Source organism: Halioglobus sp. HI00S01, assembly GCF_001635445.1.
Taxonomy (GTDB): domain Bacteria; phylum Pseudomonadota; class Gammaproteobacteria; order Pseudomonadales; family Halieaceae; genus Halioglobus; species Halioglobus japonicus.
This window is the reverse complement of record NZ_LWEE01000110.1, coordinates 238,150-259,514: the sequence shown is the minus strand read 5'-3', so window position 1 is coordinate 259,514 and position 21,365 is coordinate 238,150. Positions and strand designations below refer to the sequence as shown.

Annotated in this window: 21 protein-coding genes and 1 pseudogene; 11 read left to right on the top strand and 11 right to left on the bottom strand. The window is 58.9% G+C overall.

What is annotated here, in order from left to right; all coding sequences use genetic code 11:
• Positions 1-133 precede the first annotated feature (133 nt).
• The 3 genes from A3709_RS14000 to A3709_RS13990 all read left to right on the top strand — a co-directional run bounded on the left by A3709_RS14000 (position 134) and on the right by A3709_RS13990 (position 1,440).
• A complete protein-coding gene (locus A3709_RS14000) occupies positions 134-499 on the top strand; it encodes a hypothetical protein (protein WP_156507764.1) in 366 nt (121 codons plus the stop codon).
• A gap of 41 nt (positions 500-540) precedes the next feature.
• A complete protein-coding gene (locus A3709_RS13995; RefSeq protein ID WP_156507763.1) occupies positions 541-747 on the top strand; it encodes a hypothetical protein in 207 nt (68 codons plus the stop codon).
• A gap of 162 nt (positions 748-909) precedes the next feature.
• Complete coding sequence (locus tag A3709_RS13990) at positions 910-1,440, top strand: hypothetical protein (RefSeq protein ID WP_156507761.1); 531 nt, start codon at positions 910-912, stop codon at positions 1,438-1,440.
• Here the strand turns inward: A3709_RS13990 and rep are convergent.
• A complete protein-coding gene (rep, locus tag A3709_RS13985) occupies positions 1,430-3,427 on the bottom strand; it encodes a DNA helicase Rep (protein ID WP_066055712.1) in 1,998 nt (665 codons plus the stop codon). The genes A3709_RS13990 and rep overlap by 11 nt on opposite strands.
• 272 nt (positions 3,428-3,699) lie before the next feature.
• Here rep and A3709_RS13980 point away from each other — a divergent pair, with 272 nt between their 5' ends.
• Both A3709_RS13980 and A3709_RS13975 read left to right on the top strand, forming a co-directional pair.
• Positions 3,700-4,902, top strand: coding sequence for an acetyl-CoA C-acetyltransferase (locus A3709_RS13980; RefSeq protein ID WP_066055709.1), 1,203 nt, complete (start codon positions 3,700-3,702; stop codon positions 4,900-4,902).
• 12 nt (positions 4,903-4,914) lie between these two features.
• Entirely contained in the window at positions 4,915-7,071 is a 2,157-nt protein-coding gene (locus A3709_RS13975; protein ID WP_066055706.1) for a 3-hydroxyacyl-CoA dehydrogenase NAD-binding domain-containing protein, read from the top strand.
• Positions 7,072-7,113: 42 nt separating this feature from the next.
• On the opposite strand, the gene A3709_RS13970 is transcribed toward A3709_RS13975, so the two are convergent.
• The 4 genes from A3709_RS13970 to A3709_RS13955 all read right to left on the bottom strand — a co-directional run bounded on the left by A3709_RS13970 (position 7,114) and on the right by A3709_RS13955 (position 11,874).
• Complete coding sequence (locus tag A3709_RS13970; protein WP_066055703.1) at positions 7,114-8,607, bottom strand: carboxypeptidase M32; 1,494 nt, start codon at positions 8,605-8,607, stop codon at positions 7,114-7,116.
• Positions 8,608-8,693: 86 nt separating this feature from the next.
• Positions 8,694-9,944: a cytochrome P450 gene (locus tag A3709_RS13965; RefSeq protein ID WP_066055700.1), complete on the bottom strand. Its 1,251-nt coding sequence runs from the start codon at positions 9,942-9,944 to the stop codon at positions 8,694-8,696.
• Positions 9,945-10,075: 131 nt separating this feature from the next.
• The gene (locus A3709_RS13960; RefSeq protein WP_066055697.1) at positions 10,076-11,566 is read right to left on the bottom strand and encodes a YifB family Mg chelatase-like AAA ATPase; all 1,491 of its coding nucleotides are present in this window, start codon (positions 11,564-11,566) and stop codon (positions 10,076-10,078) included.
• Positions 11,567-11,610: 44 nt separating this feature from the next.
• Entirely contained in the window at positions 11,611-11,874 is a 264-nt protein-coding gene (locus tag A3709_RS13955; protein ID WP_066055694.1) for an accessory factor UbiK family protein, read from the bottom strand.
• Between the two features lie 356 nt (positions 11,875-12,230).
• Here A3709_RS13955 and A3709_RS13950 point away from each other — a divergent pair, with 356 nt between their 5' ends.
• From A3709_RS13950 to A3709_RS13935, 4 genes are all read left to right on the top strand, one after another.
• On the top strand, positions 12,231-12,950 hold the full coding sequence (locus A3709_RS13950) for a TorF family putative porin (protein ID WP_066055691.1): 720 nt from the start codon (positions 12,231-12,233) through the stop codon (positions 12,948-12,950).
• A 66-nt stretch (positions 12,951-13,016) separates the two neighbouring features.
• A complete protein-coding gene (gene glnK / locus A3709_RS13945; RefSeq protein WP_066055687.1) occupies positions 13,017-13,355 on the top strand; it encodes a P-II family nitrogen regulator in 339 nt (112 codons plus the stop codon).
• 29 nt (positions 13,356-13,384) lie between these two features.
• Positions 13,385-14,653 (top strand): ammonium transporter, encoded by a 1,269-nt coding sequence (locus tag A3709_RS13940; protein WP_066055685.1) that lies wholly within the window; start codon positions 13,385-13,387, stop codon positions 14,651-14,653.
• A 248-nt stretch (positions 14,654-14,901) separates the two neighbouring features.
• The gene (locus A3709_RS13935; protein WP_066055682.1) at positions 14,902-15,240 is read left to right on the top strand and encodes a P-II family nitrogen regulator; all 339 of its coding nucleotides are present in this window, start codon (positions 14,902-14,904) and stop codon (positions 15,238-15,240) included.
• A 6-nt stretch (positions 15,241-15,246) separates the two neighbouring features.
• Here A3709_RS13935 and A3709_RS13930 read toward each other — a convergent pair whose 3' ends face one another.
• The 6 genes and pseudogenes from A3709_RS13930 to A3709_RS24565 all read right to left on the bottom strand — a co-directional run.
• Entirely contained in the window at positions 15,247-15,960 is a 714-nt protein-coding gene (locus A3709_RS13930; RefSeq protein ID WP_066055680.1) for an HAD family hydrolase, read from the bottom strand.
• The gene (xerC, locus tag A3709_RS13925; RefSeq protein WP_066055677.1) at positions 15,957-16,874 is read right to left on the bottom strand and encodes a tyrosine recombinase XerC; all 918 of its coding nucleotides are present in this window, start codon (positions 16,872-16,874) and stop codon (positions 15,957-15,959) included. The genes A3709_RS13930 and xerC overlap by 4 nt, the downstream gene beginning before the upstream one ends.
• Position 16,875: 1 nt before the next feature.
• Complete coding sequence (locus A3709_RS13920) at positions 16,876-17,577, bottom strand: DUF484 family protein (RefSeq protein WP_066055674.1); 702 nt, start codon at positions 17,575-17,577, stop codon at positions 16,876-16,878.
• Between the two features lie 35 nt (positions 17,578-17,612).
• The gene (dapF, locus tag A3709_RS13915; RefSeq protein ID WP_066055672.1) at positions 17,613-18,443 is read right to left on the bottom strand and encodes a diaminopimelate epimerase; all 831 of its coding nucleotides are present in this window, start codon (positions 18,441-18,443) and stop codon (positions 17,613-17,615) included.
• A 16-nt stretch (positions 18,444-18,459) separates the two neighbouring features.
• Positions 18,460-19,710, bottom strand: a complete 1,251-nt coding sequence (gene lysA, locus A3709_RS13910) for a diaminopimelate decarboxylase (RefSeq protein ID WP_066055669.1) — start codon at positions 19,708-19,710, stop codon at positions 18,460-18,462.
• Between the two features lie 84 nt (positions 19,711-19,794).
• A pseudogene (locus tag A3709_RS24565) lies at positions 19,795-19,878 on the bottom strand (lipoprotein); the annotation flags it as partial.
• 69 nt (positions 19,879-19,947) lie between these two features.
• Between A3709_RS24565 and cyaY the strand changes: the two are divergent.
• Positions 19,948-20,304, top strand: a complete 357-nt coding sequence (cyaY, locus tag A3709_RS13905; RefSeq protein WP_231871183.1) for an iron donor protein CyaY — start codon at positions 19,948-19,950, stop codon at positions 20,302-20,304.
• Positions 20,295-21,278 (top strand): DUF3187 family protein, encoded by a 984-nt coding sequence (locus tag A3709_RS13900; protein ID WP_066055666.1) that lies wholly within the window; start codon positions 20,295-20,297, stop codon positions 21,276-21,278. The genes cyaY and A3709_RS13900 overlap by 10 nt, the downstream gene beginning before the upstream one ends.
• Positions 21,279-21,365: the final 87 nt, after the last annotated feature.

The window sequence follows — 21,365 nt, the reverse complement described above, 5'->3', positions numbered from 1 at the left end:
CATACACCTAGGGATTTTTCCCCCCTGGCTGTGCGTCGACATGGAGTTACGGCAGTTTGTTAGTGAGCTGAAAAGCAGAAAGGTTTGCCGTACTGCGGCGGTCTATTGTGCAGGCGCATGGGCTTTCTTGCAGGTGGCGGACATTATTTTCATCGTGGTGGGCCTGCCAGATTGGACCGTCACCGCGGTTCTGGTTATCGCCGCCCTCGGTTTCCCGCTTGCCCTTATTCTGTCGTGGTTGTTCGAGTTGACGCCTGAAGGCCAGGGTGCCCATCTGGCGGAGGGCGAAGCGAGCGCTGAAATGCCTTTCTCGTCGGCCCGAATTATCGAGCTGACGGTAGTCCTGACTCTCTGTGGCCCGGTGGGCTATCTCTATGTGGGCCGCCTCGCCAACCCGCCGGACACCACGTCTATCGATCCCACCATCGCTGATGCCTCGATCGCGGTTATGCCCTTCGTCAATCTCAGCGAAGATGAGGAACTGGGGCAACCCCGTTGATGCCTATCGCTACGCTTCCGAGCAATGATATCGCCGGACCAATGTATGAAAATGCACTCAAGCTGGCAGAAAGGCATCTGGCGATCAACGAGAACAATCCCCAGACGCCGGCCTTAATGGCTCACTACCATGCAGCCCTGGGCAATGCACCGTTGGGTCACACTTTCATTGAGCGGGCGCAGGCAATTGCGCCCAATGATGTCTATGTTAAGTACTTCCACAGCGACGGCATTGTCGTCGCTGGGTGAGTTCGATATTGTCATGCAGTCATTGGCGTCTGCGCTGGATGACGGTTATCCAATGAATCTGGCGCTGGCAGATGCGAATTTGACAGGGCTTAAAGAATTGCCTCGTTTTGGGGCGTTAATGGCGCAGGGGGAATGACGCGCTAAATCCAAATGGAGATAAATATGAAAAGAGTTGAACCTATACAATTGTCAGGGATGCTGTCGGCTGCTGCGCTGCTCGTATCTTGCTCAGCAATGGGTGTATCCAAGGAGGGCGCCGAAGCGGGTGTGAGTCAGGAGGTTTTCGATACAATGCGTACGGTGGAAATCAACAATGTGTCTTACAACATTGTAGCTTTTCGTGAGCGCAAGGATGATACGGGTAAAACAGTGTATTGTCCGTTCAGAATTAAGGATCTGGTGACCGAACTCGATACCAAGCTGCCCAACCAGTATGGTGCCTGGCAGGCCTATGCAAAAAATGCCAACGGCAAATGGGCCCCTGCGGATGTCGAATACTCGGTGTGGTTTGACCCATTTCAGGGCCCAGTGTCACTTGTACCTGCGGAGGATATTGCGGGTGCAATGCGCACGGACGTACCGATTTTGACCGACGCGCCAAGGTTGGAAAATGGTGCCCTGTATAAATTCACCATCGCCGTCGAAAGCGAGGCCTGCCCTCCGCTGGATCCATACTTCCGCGTTATTGAGTAAACATGCTCATCAGCCCGGCCAGGGTTTCCTGGCCGCGCTGCTCATTCGCCCCTTCCTCTTCATCCTCACCGCCCTGCCAAGTCAGATCGTCCGCCGGTAGTTCATCCAGGAAGCGGCTGGGTTCACAGTTAATGGTTTCGCCAAACTGGCGACGGGTGCGGGCCATGGTCATTGCCAGCGTCTCCCGCGCCCGGGTAATGCCCACATAGGCGAGTCGGCGCTCTTCCTCGACATTGCCGTCTTCTACGCTGGAGCGGTGTGGCAGCAGGTTTTCTTCCATGCCGATGATAAAAACATGGGGAAATTCCAGACCCTTGGATGCGTGCATGGTCATCATCTGCACGTTGTCCGGGCTCGCGTCTTCCTCTTCCTGTTGTTCCATGAGGTCGCGCAGAATCAACCGTGAGATCGCCTCGTTCAGGCCCACCTCTTCGTCGCTCATCACTTTGTGCAGTGAGTCCACCAGGAAGTGTATGTTGCTCATGCGCCGCTGCGCCACATCCTCGCTGGAGCTTAGTTGCACGAGGTGGTCCTCGTAGCGCATGTCGCGAATCATTTCGCGCACGGCGGCAATGCCGTCACCGGTCTCTACGCGGCGGCGGAAGCTGTCTACCCAGGTACGGAATTCCCGCAACCGATTCAGGCCGGCCTCGGGTATATCGCCGCTATCGGCCCGGCCGCAGGCCTGGCTTAAACTGCACTGGCGCGCATTGGCGACATTGCCTAATGATTCCAGAGTGGAGGCGCCGAGCTTGCGGCGCGGCACGTTGGCAATACGCAGAAAGGCATTGTCGTCATCCTCGTTCACCAGCAGGCGCAGGTAGGCCATGATGTCCTTGACCTCGTTGCGACTGAAGAAGCTGGTGCCGCCGGACAGGTGATAGGGCACTTGCTGTTGCTGCAGGGCAATTTCCATCAGGCGGGCCTGATGATTGCCGCGGTAGAGAATGGCGTAATCACCAAAGCGGGTTTTCTTGCGCAGCTTGTGGTCGATTATCTCGGCCACCACCTGCTCGGCCTCGTGGTTTTCATCGCTGCAGCGGATAACGCGCAGTGGGTCGCCGTAGCCCAGCTCACTCCACAGTGCCTTGTCGAAGACGTGCGGGTTGTTGGCGATAAGCGTATTGGCGGCTTTGAGAATACGGGAGGTGGAACGGTAGTTTTGTTCCAGTTTCACCAGCTTCAGGGCGGGGAAATCCTCCTGAAGCATGGCCAGGTTTTCCGGTTTGGCGCCGCGCCAGGCGTAGATGGACTGGTCGTCGTCGCCTACCACGGTGAGTCCTCCGCGCAGCCCTACCAGTTGTTTTACCAGCAGGTACTGGCTGGAGTTGGTGTCCTGATATTCGTCCACCAGCAGGTAGTGAATCTGGTTCTGCCATTTCTCCAGCACCGCGGGGTGCTCCTCGAACAGTACCGTGGGCAGCAGGATAAGATCATCAAAGTCCAGGGCATTGTAGGCCTTAAGCGCGCGCTGGTAGCGCAGATAAGCCTGGGCGCACAAAATCTCCGCCGGCGACTTGGCTTTGGCCACTGCCTGTTCTGGCAGCAGGCGGTCGTTCTTCCAGTTGGATATCTGGTTGGCAATCGTCTGGGCCTGGTCGCCGTCTGAACCGTGCTCCTGAATCAGCAGGTCCTTGATCAGGGCCTGGGTGTCCTGGCCGTCAAAGATTGAAAAGCCGGTTTTGAGGCTCAGGTATTTACGCTCGTGACGAATGATCTTCAGGCCCAACTGATGAAAGGTGCTCACGGTAAGCCCCTCGCCATTATTGCCCAGCAGTTTGCCAACCCGCTCCTTCATTTCCCGGGCCGCCTTATTGGTAAATGTCACGGCGGCAATCCGGTTGGCGCGATAGCCACAGGTCTGCACGAGATAGGCAATTTTCTGGGTGATTACGCTGGTTTTGCCGGAGCCGGCACCGGCGAGCACCAACAGCGGGCCGTCGATGTAGCGGACAGCCTCGCGCTGACGTGGATTTAACTGGGTCACTGAATCTTACAACTGAAAATCGAACAAGCCGCAGAGTCTACCAGATTGTGGCGAAATTACCGGCGACTTATAGTCCAGGTGGCGAGACGGAGCTCGCGCCAGATCGTTGCGGTGGCAGAAAATGTCATACGCTTCTGGCCGAATGGCACAGTCGCCGACGGCAGGTAGTTTAAATGGATAAACGCCGCTTCCTAATTCCTTCGGAGCGCTTGTGGCGTCTCTGTCTTGGGGTATGTTGAGCGCCTCAGTTTGATGTCGCAACGGACCCACACATGACCCAAGACGCTTTTATTTACGACGCTATTCGCACCCCCCGTGGCAAGGGCAAGCCGGGTGGCGGCCTCTACGAGGTCAAGCCCATTGACCTGGTGACCAACCTGCTGGAGGAGATGAAATCCCGCCACAACCTGGATACCACCCAGGTGGAGGATTTCATCTGTGCCACCGGTGAACCGGTCAACGAGCAAGGGCAGAATATTGCCAAAACTGCATTGGTGTATTCCAGCTGGAATAATATTACCGTCGGTGCCCAACTGCACCGCTACTGTGCCGGTGGCCTCGATGCAGTGAACAACATCGCCATGAAAATCATGTCCGGTATGGAGTCCATGGGCGTTGCCGGTGGTGTTGAGAGTATGTCCCGCCTCGGCATCGGTGCATCCGGTGCGGCCGCAGGCGATGCCTGGGTGGCTATGCGGAGCTATGGCATATCCCAGGGCCTCGGCGCTGACCTGATGGCGCATCTGGACGGCTTCAGCCGTGAAGACGTCGACCGCTATGCCTGTGAGTCACAGCGCCGCGCTGGCCATGCCCGTGACAATGGCTATTTCGACAAATCAATTGTGCCGGTCAAGGACCTCAATGGCGTCACTGTGCTCGATCGCGATGAACTCATCCGTCCCACGGACATGGACAGCCTGGCCCGTCTCAATCCGTCTTTTGCCATGTTTAACGATTTCGGCCATGGCGATTTCCTCAAGTTCAAGTATCCGCAGGTAGAGAAAATTAACTGCGTACATACCCCGGGCAACTCCTCCGGTGTCGTCGATGGCGCCTCGCTGGTGCTGCTCGGCAGCAAGCAGGCAGGGGACGACCAGGGCCTGAAGCCGCGTGCGCGCATCAGGGCGATGGCCGTTACCGGCAGTGAACCCACCATTATGCTGGCCGGTCCGGCACCTGCCTCAGAGAAAGCGCTGAAGATGGCGGGAATGACCGTCGACGATATCGACCTGTTCGAGCTCAATGAGGCGTTTGCTTCGGTGGTGTTGCGCTATCAGCGACTCATAGGCGTAGCCGATGACAAGATCAACGTGAACGGCGGCGCGATTGCCATGGGGCATCCCATTGGCGCCACCGGTGCCATTGTGCTGGGAACGCTGCTGGATGAGTTGGAGCGTCGCGATTTGAACACCGGCCTGGTCACCCTGTGTGCCGGTGGCGGTATTGGCATTGCCACTATCATCGAGCGTGTTTAAGGAGAAGTAGAGATGAGTTATATCCGACTGGAAAAAGACGCCGATGGCATTGTTGACCTGATTTTTGATCAGGAGGGCAAGTCGGTGAATGTGATGGGTGAAGAATACGCCGAGGCCATGCCCAAAGCACTGGACGAACTGGAAGCCATGGGTGATGAGCTTAAGGGCCTGTATATTCGCTCGGGTAAGCCAGGTCAGTTCTTTGCTGGCGGCGACATTACCCTGATGCTGGAGATGGACCTCAATCCGTCTCAGGAAGAGCGGGAAGAAATGTACCGGGGACTGCTCGATGCCAAGGAGCCACTGGCCCGTATTGAGCGCCTGGGCGTACCGGTAGCCGTGGGTATTAATGGCCCGGCACTGGGTGGTGGTTATGAGATTGCGCTGGCGTGTCATCACCGCATTGCACTGGATTCCCCGAAAGTGAAGGTCGGCCTGCCCGAGGCCATGCTGGGCCTGTTGCCCGGTGCCGGCGGCATTGTCCGTATGACGCGCATGCTGGGTATGCAGGAAGCGCTGGGCCTGATTTCGCAGGGCAAGCAGCTGGTGGCAGCGAAGGCACTTGAAAAAGGCCTGATTCACGAGTTGGCGGCCGATGAAGAGGCCATGGCCGCGCAGGCCAAAGCCTGGATTAAGGCCAACTCGGACGCTAAGCAGCCCTGGGAGCAGCCCGGCTACAGCATTCCGGGCGGAGGCCCGGAGGATGAGGCCACCCAGGGGCTGACGTACTTCGGCCCGGTGAATGTCATGAACCAGACCAAGGGCAATATGACCGCACCGCAGGTGATTATTGCCGCGGTGATTGATACCGCCCGGGTGGACTATGTCACCGCGCACAAGATTGAGGCGCGCTATTTCCAGCGCCTGCTGCTCGATCAGGTATCGCGCAACATGATGACTACATTCTTTGTACAGATGAACGCTCTGGATGCCGGCGCGTCACGGCCCGAGGGTATTGCCAAGACCGAGGTGAAAAAACTCGGCATTCTCGGGGCGGGTGTGATGGGTGCAGGTATTGCGTTCAATGCGGCCAAGGTAGGGATGGATGTTGTCCTCAAGGACCTGACTCAGGAAAACGCGGACAAGGGTAAGGCCTACGCTGCCAGTGCCTGCGAGAAAAGTCGGCGAATCGACGAGCAGCAGGCAGAAGAGATTCTTGGGCGCATTCAGCCGACGGCGGATGTTGCTGAGCTGGCAGATTGTGACCTGGTCATTGAAGCGGTGTTTGAGAATCGCGATGTGAAGGCTGCGGTTACCCGCGAGACCGAGGCGGTACTGGGTGAGCAGGCAGTGTTTGCTTCCAATACCTCGGCGCTGCCTATTACTGAACTGGCGCAAGCTTCAGTGCGCCCGCAGAACTTCATCGGTATGCACTTCTTCTCCCCGGCGGAGCGCATGCCCCTTGTGGAAATCATTACCGGCGAGCAAACCTCAGATGAATGCCTGGCCTGGGCCTTTGACCTGGCGCAAAAAATGGGCAAGAAGCCGATTGTGGTCAAGGACGCTCCCGGCTTCTTTACCACCCGGGTCATCGGCCAGACCATTACCCAGGGCCAGCGCATGTTGGCTGAAGGGGTAAACCCGGCGCTGATCGAAAATGGCGCAGCCTTCAATGGCTCACCCATGGGGCCGCTGGAGACCCTCGACACGATCTCACTGGAGACCGCTTATCACGCGGCCAATCAGCAGCGCGTCGATGCCGAAGCCCGCGGTGAACAGGTGGAGCCCTCCGCCGAATCTGAAGTGATTCGGATCATGGTGGAAGAGGCTGAGCGTGTGGGACAGGCCAAGGGCGCCGGTTTCTACGACTACGACGATAAGGGCAAGAAGGTGGCTACCTGGGCGGGCCTGAAGGCATTGTTCGCCAAAGATGGCTATAAGGACGTGCCCTATCAGGACGTGAAAGACCGCCTGCTGTTCTCCCAGGTGCTGGAGGCCATCCGCATCATGGAAGAGGGTGTGCTCACCAGTGTCGGTGACGGCAATATCGGCTCCATTATGGGCATTGGTTTTCCGCCGCACACCGGCGGTGTGTACCAATGTGTGAACGCCTACGGCGTGCAGGCGTTTGCCGATCGGGCAAAGGAGTTGGCGGCAGCCTACGGTGAGGCCTTCGAACCGCCGCAGTTGCTGCTGGATATGGCAGCTGACGGCAGAACGTTTGGCTGATGTCCTGACCCGGCGCCCGTATTGGCGGGCGNCGGCGATCCCTCAATTGTTGAGATATCTTGCCGTGACGGCGGCCTTGTAGGCCGCCGTACCCAGCGGCTCACCCGTGGCCCGTTCGATCAGTTCGTCGGGCAGGTACAGGCAGCCCTGAGAGCGAATATGGGTGTCCAGCCAGCCGTATAGCGGCTTGAGATTACCTTCAGCCAGCCCCGGCATGATTTCCGGTACAGCGCGATTGGCAGCGGCAAATATCTGTGCAGCGGCCATTGCTCCCAGTGAATAAGTGGGGAAGTAGGCGAACAGGCCTTCGGGCCAGTGCACATCCTGCATGACACCATCCGTATCGCTGGGTGGGGTAATACCCAGATAGCGCTGCATCATCTCGTTCCACGCGCCGGGCAGGTCGTCGATGGCGATGTTGTCCGCGACAATAGCCTTCTCCAGCTTGTAGCGCAGTATCACATGCAGCGGATAGGTCACCTCGTCGGCATAGACCCGGATCAACCCGGGCGCAACCTTGTGCTGCAGGCGTACCAGGTTGTCGGCCTCCCAGGCCGGGCCGCTGCTACCGAGGGTGTCGCGGATAATCGGTGCCAGGTGGCGAATAAACGCCTCTGAACGCCCCGCCTGCATCTCCAGTAACAGCGACTGGCTCTCGTGCAGGGTCATGTCCCGGCTGTTTCCTACTGGTTGGCTGAGCCAGTCTTTGGGCCGGCCATCTTCGTACAGGGCGTGGCCCACCTCGTGCACTACGGCCATGAGACTGGCGGTAAAGTCGGACTCCTCGTAGCGAGTGGTGATTCGATTGTCGCCGTCGGCGCCGCCAGAGAAGGGATGTGCTGCCACATCCAGCCGGCCGCGATCGAAAGGGAAATCCAGAACTTCCATGACGGCCCGGCTCAGTGCCTCCTGCTTGTCCAAGGCGAAAGGCCCCTGCGGCTGCAGGATGGCTGGTCCCTGAGCCTGTTTCTCCAGCACCTGCTGCAGGAAGTTGGGTAAGAACCCTGCCAGATCATCGAAGATGGCATCGATCTGCACTTCGCGACGGCCCGGGTCGTACTGATCGAGTAGCGCTTCGTAGGGGGTAATGCCGAACAGCTCTGCCTTAATCCCTGCCTCTTCGCGTTTGAGATCGAACAGGGCTTTCAGTTTGGGGGCGAGGCGTTTGAAGTCATTCGCCGGGCGTGCCTCACGCCATACCATGGTGGCCTCGTGACGGGCGTGGACCATTTTTTCCACCAGGTCTGCCGGTACTGCATTGGCGTGGCGGTAGAGGCGTTTGATTTCGCGCAGATTGGCTTGCTGCCACGGGTCCAGTTGCTCGCGTTGCTGTTCGGCTTCGGCGATGGCATCGGCCATGGCAGGGTCAGTCTGGATCTCGTGCTGCATGACACTGAGTTCGGCTTCGACCTCGGCGCGGGCCTCGGCTGCGCCCGATGGCATCATTGTCTCGTGATCCCAGAACAGAATGCCCTCGGCATTGCGCAGGGCCGACAGGCGCTTGTGGGTGGCTTCGAGTTTCTGGTAGGCGTTCATGGTGCTGTTCCCCGGAATTGGCCGGGGAGAATAGCACAGGCAGAGTGTTCAGGCGTGGCCGCGACAATGGCCGCGGCGCAGAGGGGTCAGGCTGCGTCGGCGCCGGCTTCTGCGTCGAAGCTGATGCGCATTTCCTTCATGGCGTTGACGAAGAATGAGCGCACGAACTGGGGTTCTTCGGCAAACTTCGGGTTGCGCAGGCGCGGGATAATTTCCTCGAACATAACGTTCAGTTCCAGGCGTGCCAGGTGGGTGCCAATGCAAAAGTGCTGGCCAATGCCAAAGGAGCGCAGCTGGTTGTAAAGGTCAGGCATGCGCTCGGCGCGAGTAATGTCGAATTCTGTGGCATTGTCCCCAAACACATCTTCGTCGTGGTTGGCAGCATGGTAATGGAGAATAATCTTGTCGCCGGCCTTGATCTGCTGGCCGGCGAGTTCGCAGTCTTCGGTCGCGGTGCGGCGCATGGAGATAAAGGCCGTGTTGTAGCGCAGAATTTCCTCGACGGCGTTGCTAATCTTGTCGGGGTTGTCCACCAGGTATTGCAGCTGATCGGGGGTTTCCATTAGCAGGCGCATACCCTGGGCAATCACGGTACGTGTTGACTCGTTGCCGCCCACCAGAATCAGGATAAACATCCAGGCGAACATCTCTTCGCTGACCGGCTCGCCTTCGAGTTCAGCGTCCAGCAGCGCGCCGGTGATGTTGTCCATCGGCTCCTGGCGGTGTTTCTCCACCAGTTGCATAGCATAGCCAATGGCCTCCATGGCGGCGATCTGGGCATCCTCTTCTGAGGTGGCCATATCCGGGTCATCCGCGAAAATCATGGTGTTGGTCCAGTCGAAGAACTGTTTGCGGTCTTCCTTGGGCACACCCAGCAAATCCAGAATAGCGATCAGCGGCAGTTCTGCAGCGACCTCCTCGACAAACTCGCATTCGCCGCGACTGGCGACTGCGTCGACAATGCTCTTGGCATGCTGGCGAAACATGGGTTCGTAAGAATCCACTCGCTTTGGGGTAAATGCATTGCGCACGATCCGGCGCACCTTCTGGTGCCGGGGCGGGTCCATGTTAATGATGGTGTTCTTCTGCATTTCCAGTGAAGCCTCTTCCATCTCCATGGGAAAGGCGCCGCGTTTTTCGGAGGAGAACAGCGCCGGTTGCTTGGACACCTCGTCGAGGTCCTTGATACGGGTGACAACCCAGTAGGGAATGCCCGTCAGCGGATCTTCCATTTTTACCACTGGGCCTGCCTTGCGGATGTCGCTCAGCATCTGGTAAGGCATACCATCTTTATAAGTGTCGGGGTCGAGCAGATTGGAAAAGGGGCACTGGCTCATGGCGATGTCTCCCGGAGGGCAGTTGGAAAAAAGTAGCCAAACTAATGACTATTAGTTTGTAGGAAATTGTGGCATAGCGACACTGACAGGTAAAGCGGGGTTGGTCTTATCTATTGGACTGGGAGGGGCAGTCAGGCGGCCCGATAGGCCAGCGCTTCTGCTACATGGGCCTCCTGAATATGCGAGGAGCCTTCCATGTCCGCCAGGGTCAGCGCCACACGTAATGTACGATGCAGCCCGCGGCCGGACAGCTTGAGCTGGCCCGCTGCCGCTTCCAGTAGCGCGCGTGGGCCCTCATGTAGCTGGCTGATTTCAAGTAACTGGTCATTACTGAGGCGGGCATTGACGCATTGCTGACGGTGCAGTTGCCGAGCTCTGCATGCGCTCACCCGTTGGCAGATGGTCGCTGACGATTCACCGCGGCCGCCGCGGCGCAATAATTGCGCGGGTGGGAGGCGTGTGACCGGGACATGTAAGTCGATGCGGTCCAGCAGCGGGCCCGAAATACGCCCTGCATAGCGCTGAATCTGCTCTGGCGAGCAGCAGCAGGGGTGCTCCGGGTCGCCGAGGTAGCCACAGGGGCAGGGATTCATGGCCGCCACCAATTGAAAGCTGGCGGGATAGCTGACCCGGTGTCTGGCCCGGGCGAGAGTCACCTGCCCGGACTCCATCGGCTCGCGCAGCATGTCTAGGCTGTGGCGGGAGAACTCTGGCAGCTCGTCGAGAAACAGCACACCGCCGTGTGCCAGCGACACCTCGCCGGGCTGTGGATTGCCGCCGCCACCAATAAGCGCTGCAGCGCTGGCACTGTGGTGTGGTGATCGGAAGGGCCGCTGTGCAGATTCACCGGGCTTTGCCAAGCCACAGAAGTCGCGCAGCGCCAGAATGACCAGCGCTTCCTGTGGATCCGGTGGTGGCAGAATCCCCGGCATACGACTGGCGAGCAGGGTCTTGCCGGTGCCGGGTGGCCCGGTTAACAGCAGGTTGTGACCGCCACTGGCGGCGATTTCCAGGGCACGTCGGGCGCCTTCCTGACCCGTTACTTCGGCAAGGTCGGGTGTGTTATTGGCCGTGGGCTGGTCGGGGCTTGTAGCAAAGCTGGGCAGTGGTTCACTGTCATTGAGGTGTGCGCATAGTGTGAGCAGGTCAGGTGCACCGAGGAGGGCTATGTCATCGACGACGCTGGCAGTGGCTGCGCAGCTCAGCGGTACTATCAGGGGCCGGTTGCATGCGCTCGCGGCAAGCGCGGCGCAAACAATGCCCGTGACCGGTTGTAAGCCGCCGTCCAGTGCCAGTTCTCCAAGACATTCGCAGTGATCCAGCTTGTGCCCCGGCAGCTGCCCGGAGGCCACCAGAATACCCAGTGCAATAGGCAGATCGAAGCGCCCGCCTTCCTTGGGCAGGTCGGCCGGGGCGAGATTGACGGTAATTCGGCGATCAGGGAATTCGAAGTGGGAGTTGAGAATAGCCGAGCGAACCCGGTCTTTGCTCTCACGGACAGCGGTCTCGGGCATGCCGACGATGTGAAACGCAGGCAGCCCGTTGGAGAGATGGGTTTCGACCCGAACAGGTGGCGCCGAGAGCCCCACCAGGGCGCGGCTGTGAACAATTGATAGTTCCATGGCTCATCCTTGAGCGCGGGGCTGTTCAGATAGGTGAAAAGGCCTCAGGGGCCCTCGGACAGGGCTTCCAGTTCGGTGGTCAATTGGGCGAGTTCGGATTCGAGTTCCGCTACCCTTTCGCGAGTGCGTCTGAGAATCTCCGCCTGCACATCAAACTCTTCCCGGCTCACGACATCCAGTCTATTCAACGCTCCCTGTGCCAGCGTCTTGACGCCTTTGTCGACCTCATCGCGCAGGCCGGACTGGCCCACCATGTCGCCGACTTTTTGGAGGACGTCCCAGGGGGGGGGAGGGGGTTTGATCGCCATGTGCCTGCCTTTTCGCTATGCCTTTGCTGCAGATTCTAGAGGATTTCCCGGGGTATACCCAGATCAGAAGCGTCCACGGGTGGCGATTTCTAGTGCGCTTTCCAGTGTGCGTCATTTTGGTGCACCAAGATGGTGCGCGTGACAACTTTGGTGCGCGCGCGGTGCCTTCTTGATGCAGGAATACTGCTTCAGGTGCGTCGGTTTATTGTTAAGTAATTGATATTAATAACTAATAAAGACTTTGGCACACCATCTGCAATAATTCGGGTGGATTTGTATAGCGCGCACAACGTGCCCGAAATTAGACGAAGCAATACCAATCTGACACTCAAAACGACTTTTTGGAGATTTGGAACATGTTGAAAAAAGTACTTCCCGCTGCCGTTGCCGCCTCGCTGCTGGCTGGCGCGACTGCAACTACAGTACAAGCGGCTGAAATCAGCGCCAATGTAGCCCTGACCAGCGACTACCGTTTCCGCGGTATTTCCCAGTCCGACGAAAGCATCGCCCTGCAGGGTGGCTTCGACCTGGCGTTCGATAACGGCATCTACGTTGGTACCTGGGGTTCGTCCGTAGACTTCGATTCCAATGACGGCTTCGACGGCTCTCTGGAACTGGACTACTACGTGGGCTGGGGCATGGACATTGGCGAGAACTCCGCCATTGACGTGGGCTACCTGTACTACGATTACCCCGGAGATGATGGCGCCGAGGGCGACTACCAGGAGCTCTACGGTTCCTTCTCATTCTACGATTTCACCGTGGGCATGGCGTACTCTGACGACTATTACGGCGAGACCGATACTTTCTTCTACTACTACGCTGACTACAGCCTGGGCCTGGGAGAGAACTTCTCCCTGGACTTCCACGTTGGCTTCAACGATCTGGAAGAAGATGGTGGCTTCCTGGCAACCAGCGAAGATTCCTACACCGATTACTCTGTTGCCCTGAGCACTTCCTGGCTGGCCGTTGACTGGTCCATCGCCTACGTGGGCACCACTCTGGATGAAGAAGACGTGTTCGACACCGATTGGGGCGAAGACACTGTTGTATTCACCGTTTCCAAGAGCATGTAAGCACGTTTGAAGGCTTATCCCATGGCGCCCCCAGCGGGCGCCATTTAAGAACTCCAGGAGAGAAACATGAAACTAATCACGGCTATTGTGAAGCCCTTTAAGCTGGACGACGTGCGCGAAGCATTGTCAGAAATCGGCGTGCAGGGCATCACCGTGACTGAAGTAAAAGGTTTTGGCCGCCAGAAGGGACACACTGAGTTGTACCGTGGCGCGGAGTACGTTGTCGACTTCCTGCCGAAGGTGAAGATCGAAGTGGCCGTTGCCGACAGCGTAGTCGACCAGACCATTGAAGCCATTACCAAGGCAGCCAATACCGGCAAGATTGGCGACGGTAAAGTCTTTGTATCACCGCTTGAGCAGGTTATCCGTATTCGTACGGGCGAAACCGGCGAAGAAGCCATCTAACCCTTTTACTGTCCGTAGAGAGTATTCCCATGGAAAACAATATTTTCGAACTACAGTACGCAATGGACACGTTCTACTTCCTTGTCTGTGGCGCACTGGTTATGTGGATGGCAGCAGGCTTCGCAATGCTCGAAGCTGGTCTGGTCCGTTCCAAGAACACAACTGAGATTCTTCTCAAAAACGTTGCCCTGTTCGCAGTGGCATCCACCATGTACCTGGTTTGCGGGTACCACTTCATGTACGACGGTGGCATCTTCCTGTCGGAAGTAACTACTGTTGCTGGTATGGACGACGCGGCTGTCGCTGCTGTACTGGAGGCCTCGAAGGAAGCTGGCTTCGCCGATATGGGTGAATATGCCGGTGCTTCTGACTTCTTCTTCCAGGTGGTATTTGTTGCAACCTGTATGTCTATCGTGTCCGGTGCTGTGGCCGAGCGTATGAAACTGTGGGCCTTCCTGGCTTTTGCGGTTGTCATGACTGGCTTCATCTACCCGATCGAAGGCGGCTGGACCTGGGGTGGCAAGGCTGTTCCCTTCATCGGCGAACTGAGCTACTCCGACTACGCGGGCTCCGGTATTGTTCACATGGCAGGTGCTGCTGCAGCCCTGGCTGGTGTACTCCTGCTGGGCGCACGTAAAGGCAAGTACGGCCCCGAAGGCCAGGTTAACGCCATTCCCGGTGCCAACCTGCCGCTGGCGACCCTCGGTACCTTCATCCTGTGGATGGGCTGGTTCGGCTTCAACGGTGGCTCTACCCTGAAACTGGGTGGCATCGGTGTTGCCAACGAAGTTGCTAACGTTTTCCTGAACACTAACGCCGCCGCTTCCGGTGGCCTGATCGCCGCCCTGATTGTTGCGCGAATCATGTTCGGCAAGGCTGACCTGACCATGGCTCTTAACGGTGCGCTGGCTGGTCTGGTGGCGATTACTGCTGAACCTGCTGATCCCTCGCCCCTGCTGGCGACCATTATCGGCGCGATTGGCGGCATCATTGTAGTGTTCTCCATCGTGACTCTGGACAAGCTGAAGCTCGACGATCCTGTTGGTGCCATCTCCGTACACGGTGTTGTGGGTATCTGGGGCATCTTCGCGGTACTGCTGTCCGATTCCGACGCGACCTTCATGGGTCAGCTGGTAGGTACCCTGGTCATCTTTATCTGGGTATTCGTAGCAAGCTTCATCACCTGGTTCGTACTGAAAATGATCATGGGCATCCGTGTCACTGAAGAAGAAGAGTACGACGGTGTCGACATCCACGAATGTGGTGTGGAAGCCTACCCGGAATTTACCAAGTCATAACCATCTTGCGGGCGCATTGTATAATGCGTGTACTTGGGGGGCCTTTTGGCCCCCCTTTTTTTATTTACAAGGATGTAATGTACGTCCGCAGGAGCCATGGATGGTGATCGGACGTGGCTGGGAATGAAAGCCCAACTCGTCCCAGCTCCGCAGCAGCCAGGAAGGCGCATCCCTANCCANCCCCCTCTCAATTTACATGCCCGCCAATAGCTCCTATAGTTATCCGCTCGCAACCAAGGAGTCGCTGTATGAAACTGGTCACAGCCATTATCAAGCCTTTCAAACTGGATGACGTGCGTATGGCGTTGTCACAGATCGGTGTTCAGGGTGTCACAGTGAGCGAGGTGAAGGGCTTTGGCCGGCAGAAGGGCCATACCGAGCTGTATCGCGGCGCAGAATACGTGGTGGATTTCCTGCCCAAGGTGAAGCTGGAGATTGCGGTGGCCGACAGCGATGTTGAAAAGGCTATCGAGGCAATTATCTCGGCAGCCAACAGCGGCAAAATCGGCGACGGCAAGATCTTTGTCTCGCCTCTCGAGCAGGTGATTCGGATTCGTACCGGCGAGACCGGCGAAGACGCTATCTAGCCCGGATTAACTGGACTTAGCGGCCGCTATCCGCGCAATCGCTGCGGGTAGTTCTCCCAGAGAAGTAACTTCTTCATGTGCTCTTGGCCCGTCGGGCCAGGGCGTGTCGCGGAGGTTCATCCACACGGTATACATCCCCACCTCCAAAGCCCCGCGCACATCGTGATCGGGGTTGTCCCCCACATGGACAATTTCATCGGCGCGGGCACCTGAGCGCGCCATCGCGGCCTGAAACATATCCGGCGCGGGTTTGGCTGAGCCAAATTCCTCCGCCAGAAAAGCAAAATCAAAGTATTCCCCGGCGTCGGTTTTGTAGATGTCGGCGTTGCCATTGGTCAATGCGCCAATACGATAATCTCGCGCCAGTGTCTGCAGAACATCGAGGGCCTGTTCATACAGCTCGACTCGGTGTCGCTCATTCAGAAATGCCGCGAAGCCCGCCCCGGCGCCCGCCTCCGCCTGCCGCTCGTCGTACCCAGCTGCCTGCTGTAGCTCCCGCAGCATCTGCATGCGCATGGCAGTCACGTTGTGAATCAGTTCGGGGTGGCGCTTCCAGAGATCTTTTTTAAACGCCCATAAAGCCTCGTCATCATAGCGCTCGATGGTCCCGGGGCGGTGTTCCAGTAGCCAGGCGCGCTGGGCCTGTTCGGCCCGAATCAGGGCCGGCTCGACGTCCCAGAGGGTATTGTCCAGATCGAAGGTAATGACCTTGATACTCATGTTTTGTCCTGTTTGCGCCGCTTGGCTCGGGGGTGGGCGGCATCATACACCTTGGACAGATGCTGGAAATCCAGGTGTGTGTAAATCTGGGTGGTGGAGATATTGGCGTGCCCGAGCAGCTCCTGGACGGCGCGCAGGTCGCCGGAGGATTCCAGCATGTGGCTGGCGAACGAGTGGCGCAGCATATGCGGGTGCACGTCCTGATGCATGCCGGCCTTGCGGCCCTGCAGTTTCAGACGCGCCTGAATATTGCGTTCGCTGATGCGTTTGCCGCGGTTGCTGGTAAAGAGCGCGCCATCATCGTCACCGGCCATGGCCGGTGGTCGCGCCGCCAGCCAGGCGTCAATCGCCTCGAGTGCAGCAGAGCCTACCGGCACCGTGCGGGTTTTGCTGCCCTTGCCGGTCACGGTGAGCAAGCGTGAGTCGCGGTCAAAGTCGTCTACATCAATGGCTGCCAGTTCCGCCAGGCGCAGACCCGAGGAGTAGAACAGCTCAGCCATTGCGCGATCGCGCACGCTGGTGGGGTTGTTGTCGTCGAATTCCAGGTAGCGCCCGACCTGATCGGCGTCGAGTGTCTTGGGCAGTTTGCGCGGCTTGCGCGGTGCCTGCACGCTGGCCGCCGGGTTGCGGGGGTGGCCGTTCTCCCTGCCGAGAAAGTTGAAAAAAGAACGGGCTGCCGACAGGCTGCGCTGGATACTACTGCCGGCCAGGCCGCGGCGATGCAGCAGGCTGATCCAGGCGCGGATATCCGCCTCGTTCAGCTCGGCCGCGCTGGCGCGTTGATTATTGCTGGCCCAGGCCTGCAGCGATTGCAGGTCGCGTTGGTAGTTGGTGAGGGTGTGAGTTGAGAGCTGGCGTACGTCCCGCAGGTAGTCGATAAACCGCTCGCAGGATCGGGCCAGGGCCTCGTTCACATCAATCCGCCGTGTCTAACTTGGGCAGCAGGCGCACAATGACTTCGGCAATATGCGACAGGAACAGGGTGCCCATGCTGCTGCTGTATTTGCCGGCATCGGAGCTTCCCACCGCCAGCAGGCCGATTTCACCGTTCTTGACCAGTGGCATGAGGGCCGCCGAGCCCACTTCCCCGGCATCCGGGAACAGGTAGTTGAGTTCTTCCTTGCGCAGTACACCGCAAACGGGCTTGTTGCCGCGCAACAGGCTGCCGATTTCGATTTTGGCTGACTCCAGGCTTTCGATACGGCATTCGCCGGCGCTGCCCGGCTCGCCAAAGAGAATCATGCTGGCGTGTTCGACTTTGAAGTCTTCCGCCATAGATTGCATGAAATGCTGATAAAGCTGCTCCCGGTTTCTGGCGTCGAGCAGTGACAGCACCAGCGCACGGGTCTGGTCGTAAAGCTTGTCGTTGTCGCGCGCATTGGCGGTGAGGGTGTTGAGGCGGTGGCGCATTTCCATGTTGCGCTCGCGCAGTACGCTTACCTGTTTTTCGACCAGCGATACCGCTGAGCCGGACGCGTGGGAAATATGCAGATGATCGAGCATATCCGGGTTGCGCTGGAGGAAATCGCCGTTTTCCTTGAGGTACTCCCTGACCTGCTCGTCGCTCAGATCCAATTCGGCTGTGGCCGCCTGGGCTGGCTCGTTTACTGCTGACATAGTGTCGCTCCCCCGCTGCTGGGGGCGTATGCCCCTCAGACTTTTATTGTTCCCTCGAACACCACCGCGGTGGGTCCGGTCATAATCACTCCGTGGCCGTCCCCGGGCCAGGATATGGACAGCTTACCCCCGGGCAGCTGAACTGTCACGGAATCCCGCAGCCAGCCGCGCTTGAGGCCGTATACCACGGCGGCGCAGGCGCCGGTGCCGCAGGCCAGGGTTTCGCCTACACCGCGTTCAAACACGCGCAGACGAATTTCACGCTCGCTGATGACCTGCATAAAACCGGCGTTCACGCGCTCAGGAAAATCGCTGTGGTTTTCGACCTGTGGACCCAGGCTGTCCAGGTCCAGGGCGTCGACTTCGTCGACCCGGGTCACCGCGTGGGGGTTGCCCATGGAGACCGCGCCGATTTCCAGCGATTGGCCAGCGGCCTCGATCTGGTAGCTGTCCTGCTCCGCCGGGGTATTGAAGGGAATGCGCGCAGGTATCCACTCGGGCGCTCCCATGTCCACCTCAACCTGATGCTGATCGCGAACGCGCAGGGTAATGACGCCGCTGGCGGTTTCCACGCTAATCATCTTTTTGGCGGTCAGCTTTTTGTCGCGTACAAAGCGGGCAAAGCAGCGGGCGCCGTTGCCACATTGCTCTACCTCGCCGCCATCGGCGTTGAAAATGCGGTAGCGAAAATCCACATTGGGGCTGCCGGGAGGCTCCACCAGCAGAATCTGGTCGCAGCCCACGCCAAAGCGCCGGTCGGCGATCTTGCGAAAGTCCCGGGACCGGAGTTTGCAACGCTGGCTGATCAGGTCGATGACGACAAAGTCATTGCCCGCGCCGTGCATTTTGGTGAACTTCAAAATCATAGGGCTAGTGTAGCGTTTACTCCGGCAGGCGACACTCGCCGCGCACCATGTCCTCGAACACCTCGCGGGCGCGCACGACGTGTGCCCGGTCGCCATCGATCATGATCTCGGCCGCCCGCGGGCGCGTGTTGTAGTTGGAGCTCATGGTAAACCCGTAGGCACCTGCGCCCGACAGGGCCAGCAGATCCCCTGGGGCCAGGGTCAATTCCCGCTCTTTGCCGAGAAAATCCCCGGTTTCGCACACGGGCCCGACTACATCCCACTGGGCTGTCTGGCCCTGTGCGCCGCGGTCCACCTGGCGAATATCCAGCCAGGCCTGGTAGAGCGCCGGCCGGATCATGTCGTTCATGGCGGCGTCCACCAGGGCAAAGTGGTGGGCCTCGGTGGTTTTCAGGTAGTTCACCCGGGTCACCAGCAAACCCGCATTGGCGGCAATGGAGCGGCCCGGTTCGAAGACCAGCTGCAGTGGCCGGTCGCCCAGTTCAGCGCGCACGGCGCCAATGTACTCGGCCACCGAGGGCGGTTGTTCATCCTTGTAGCAGACGCCGAGGCCGCCACCCAGGTCCAGATGATGTAGGGTAATACCTTCTGCTGCCAGTTGATCGACCAGCGCCAGAAGGCGCTTGAGGGCGTCGATGAACGGGCTGATCTGGGTGAGCTGCGAGCCAATATGGCAGTCGATACCCACAACCTCGATGGCGGGCAGTTCAGCGGCGCGACGGTAAACCGCCATGGCCTCGTCAGTATTCACGCCAAACTTGTTTTCGCGCAGGCCCGTCGAAATATAGGGGTGCGTCTGGGCATCGACATCGGGGTTAACCCGCACGGATACGCGGGCGACCGTGTTTTTGTCCGCCGCAACCTCTGCCAGAACTTCCAGCTCCTGGGCGGATTCGAGGTTGAAACACGCGATGTCCAGATCGAGGGCGCGCGCCATCTCTGCGGAGGTTTTACCCACCCCGGAAAAAACAATCTTCGCCGGATCGCCGCCGGCCGCAATCACACGCTCCATCTCTCCGCCGGAAACAATGTCGAAACCCGCGCCCATGCGCCCCAGCACATCAAGTACTGCCAGGTTGGAATTTGCTTTTACCGCGTAACAAATGAGGTGATCGGCACCTGCCAGGGCATCCTGGTATTCCTTGAAGCGCGCCTCCAGGGCAGCGCGGGAGTATATGTAGCAGGGGGTTCCAAATCGCTCCGCGATGGCGGCAACCTGCATGTCCTCAGCGTAGAGCTGATCATCGCGATAGGTGAAGTGATCCATGGTTTATTCCGTCGGTTCGGTGGGAGTGGCGTCGGCAGGTTCTGCAGGCGGCGCTTCAGGCGCGGGCTGTGAAGCCCGGGGAGGTGCTTCGCCCGGCAGGTACAGTGGTCCGGTCTGGCCACAGCCCGCGAGCGCGGCTATCAGGCCCAGTGCAGCTAACAATCGCATGGTGCTTCCCCAAAATGCAAAAGCGGCGATTATACCTGCCGGTAGTAAGCGGTGCGAGCAGCGCTTATTATGGGCGTCCACACTCATCGCATTGGATTGATCGTGATATCAGAGAGCGAGTTTGGTGAGCGCGTTGACGCCACCTTTGAAGCAGTAGAGTTGGCCCTCGACGAGATCGATAGCGATCTGGACTACGAGACCGGTGGCGGCGTTCTCACTGTGGATTTCGAAAATGGCACCACCATGGTCTTCAGCCGGCAGCCACCCGTACGGCAGCTATGGCTGGCGGCCCGCTCTGGCGGTTTTCACTTTGAATACGACGCCGAAGCCGGTGATTGGCGCAACACCCGCGACGGCCAGCTGTTCCGCCCGTTTGTGATTGAACAAATGCGCGAACAGGCCGGCCTGGAGTTCCAGTGGCAGTAAAACGGTTTGCCGGTACCTGCCTGCTACTCGCCAGCCTGCCTGCGGCAGGGCAGGGCAACGAGCCGCTGTACGCCAAAAACCTGAGCCCGGTCAGTGGCCTGTTCGGCCTACCCAGCCAGCGTTTTGCCGGTACTGGCCCCGCCGGTGCGCTCGATATCAACCTGCACACCAGTATCGCCAACAATTATGTGGCCGAGTTTCGCGGCGACGAGCAGGTCAACCTCGATGGCGAAACCCTGCGCATGGCGCTGGAGTTCCGCTACGCCCTCGCCGACAACTGGGATCTACAACTGGAAGTACCTTGGCTGGACCACTCCGGCGGCTTTCTCGATGCCACTATCGACGGCTGGCACGACTTCTGGGGCATGTCCGACGGAGGTCGCTCCCGGGTTGAACGCGATTTACTGGATTTCAGCTATGCCGGCCCCGATGCCCGGTTTGTGTTGCTCGACGATGCCTCCGGCGTCGGCGACAGCACGCTGACCCTGAGCTGGCAGTTTGCCCGCGACGATATTTTTGCCGCCAGTGTGGCCGCCGGCTACAAGTTCGCCACCGGTGACGAGGACGATTTCCTCGGCAGCGGCGAAGACGACGTCTATCTGGTAGTGCGCTTCTCAGGCGATCATCGCAACGATGACGTCCCGCTGCGCTGGCATGGCCAGGCAGGTTACCTTGACGCCGGCGAATCTGATCTCTTGGGCAAGGCCCAGGAGCAGGATTTATGGTTTGTTGGCCTCACCATGGACTGGGTGCTGAATCCGCGCTGGTCACTCATCGGTCAGCTCGACGCCCACGCCGCGCCCATGAACAGCGAGATCACCTCGCTAGGCGACGAGGCCATTATGCTCACCGCCGGCGCCCGCTGGCGCTTCGCGCCGGATTGGGCCGTCGATTTTTCCGTCGTGGAAGACGTGCAGGTGGAAACCGCCCCCGATGTTACTTTCCAGGCCAGCCTGCGGTACCGGGTTAACTAGCGTTTCATTGTTTACGTGGTGCTCCGCGGCCGCAGCCGCGGGAGCAAGCCATGCGGCAGTGAGGCGGAGCTGAAGCCGCCGCGAAGG

What these genes read in the sequence shown, in the direction of transcription:
- A3709_RS13995 (WP_156507763.1), top strand. Translation starts at nt 541, where the DNA reads ATGTATGAAAATGCACTCAAGCTGGCAGAAAGGCATCTGGCGATCAAC.
- A3709_RS13980 (WP_066055709.1), top strand. Translation starts at nt 3,700, where the DNA reads ATGACCCAAGACGCTTTTATTTACGACGCTATTCGCACCCCCCGTGGC.
- A3709_RS13975 (WP_066055706.1), top strand. Translation starts at nt 4,915, where the DNA reads ATGAGTTATATCCGACTGGAAAAAGACGCCGATGGCATTGTTGACCTG.
- dapF (WP_066055672.1), bottom strand. Translation starts at nt 18,443, where the DNA reads ATGATTTTGAAGTTCACCAAAATGCACGGCGCGGGCAATGACTTTGTC.
- cyaY (WP_231871183.1), top strand. Translation starts at nt 19,948, where the DNA reads ATGGGCGTCCACACTCATCGCATTGGATTGATCGTGATATCAGAGAGC.
- A3709_RS13955 (WP_066055694.1), bottom strand. Translation starts at nt 11,874, where the DNA reads ATGGCGATCAAACCCCCTCCCCCCCCCTGGGACGTCCTCCAAAAAGTC.
- A3709_RS13950 (WP_066055691.1), top strand. Translation starts at nt 12,231, where the DNA reads ATGTTGAAAAAAGTACTTCCCGCTGCCGTTGCCGCCTCGCTGCTGGCT.
- A3709_RS13920 (WP_066055674.1), bottom strand. Translation starts at nt 17,577, where the DNA reads ATGTCAGCAGTAAACGAGCCAGCCCAGGCGGCCACAGCCGAATTGGAT.
- A3709_RS13935 (WP_066055682.1), top strand. Translation starts at nt 14,902, where the DNA reads ATGAAACTGGTCACAGCCATTATCAAGCCTTTCAAACTGGATGACGTG.
- A3709_RS13940 (WP_066055685.1), top strand. Translation starts at nt 13,385, where the DNA reads ATGGAAAACAATATTTTCGAACTACAGTACGCAATGGACACGTTCTAC.
- A3709_RS13990 (WP_156507761.1), top strand. Translation starts at nt 910, where the DNA reads ATGAAAAGAGTTGAACCTATACAATTGTCAGGGATGCTGTCGGCTGCT.
- A3709_RS13930 (WP_066055680.1), bottom strand. Translation starts at nt 15,960, where the DNA reads ATGAGTATCAAGGTCATTACCTTCGATCTGGACAATACCCTCTGGGAC.
- A3709_RS13960 (WP_066055697.1), bottom strand. Translation starts at nt 11,566, where the DNA reads ATGGAACTATCAATTGTTCACAGCCGCGCCCTGGTGGGGCTCTCGGCG.
- A3709_RS13965 (WP_066055700.1), bottom strand. Translation starts at nt 9,944, where the DNA reads ATGAGCCAGTGCCCCTTTTCCAATCTGCTCGACCCCGACACTTATAAA.
- lysA (WP_066055669.1), bottom strand. Translation starts at nt 19,710, where the DNA reads ATGGATCACTTCACCTATCGCGATGATCAGCTCTACGCTGAGGACATG.
- A3709_RS13970 (WP_066055703.1), bottom strand. Translation starts at nt 8,607, where the DNA reads ATGAACGCCTACCAGAAACTCGAAGCCACCCACAAGCGCCTGTCGGCC.
- glnK (WP_066055687.1), top strand. Translation starts at nt 13,017, where the DNA reads ATGAAACTAATCACGGCTATTGTGAAGCCCTTTAAGCTGGACGACGTG.